This window comes from Paenibacillus sp. 598K (assembly GCF_003851045.1).
Lineage (GTDB): Bacteria > Bacillota > Bacilli > Paenibacillales > Paenibacillaceae > Paenibacillus_D.
Genome location: NZ_BFBX01000145.1, coordinates 15,674 through 16,613 on the forward strand (window position 1 = coordinate 15,674; position 940 = coordinate 16,613).

Annotated in this window: 1 pseudogene; it reads right to left on the reverse strand. The window is 63.2% G+C overall.

Features of this window, described 5'->3' with window-relative positions:
• Window positions 1-940: pseudogene (locus PA598K_RS31430) on the reverse strand (hypothetical protein); the annotation flags it as partial.

The window sequence follows — 940 nt, forward strand, 5'->3', positions numbered from 1 at the left end:
GGGGGGGCCGCCGATGCCTCGTCGCCGCGATGATAGCTGCGCACCGCCTCGTTGAGCACGCGTCCGTACTCGGTCGTCTGGAAGCGGGTGAGCTCGCCGAGCGCCTTGTCGAGGACGAGGATATCGTCGCCCGACCGGGCGATCGCCACCGGCGTGTTGAACTCGCCCAGCCGGTTGCCGAGTCCGCCGAAGATGTACAGCAGATGGCCGTCGCCGTTGTAAGTGAACACCCGGCCCAGCCTGGCGTCGAGCACCGAGTACATCTCGCTGTCGCCGACATCGATATCGATCAGCCTCGACGGTCCCGTAGCGCTCCTGAAGATGAGATCGCCCTGCGGCGTGTAGTTGCCCTCCCGGCGCAGGATATCGGCGCCTTGCGCATTGAGCTTCTTGATCGGGTCGCCGAAGCGATCGCCGTTGGTCGCATAGATGAAGCCCTCGTCGTTGATGTCCAGATTGGTGAACTCGGTCGGCGTGAACATGACCATCTGGCTGCGCTGCTGGCGCGTCGCCAACATCTTCCACAGATACTCCATCGGGTCGACATAGACACGATTGGCCCCGATGAAGGTGGAGAAGGTGCCGTCGGAGTTGAATTCCATGAAGCCGTCAAACACGCCAGCCGCCATCACGTATACGCGCTCGCTCGTGTCGACGACGAGGCGGACCGGATTGAAGACGAAGTTCGCCTGCAGCAGCTCCGACTCCGGCGCGTCGATGATCTTCACCAGCTTGCCCTGCTCATCGAGATGGACGACCCGCTGATTGCCGCTGTCGGCGACGTACAGATGTCCGTTGTCGGCGACGAACAGCCCCTGCGGATTGGCGAAGCTGTCGGCGCTGCCGCCGTTCACGAAGCTGTCGACGACGCCTCGCGGCTCCATCCGCTGATCCAGCAGGACAACGCGGTTGTTGCCGGAGTCGAGGATGTAGATCGTGC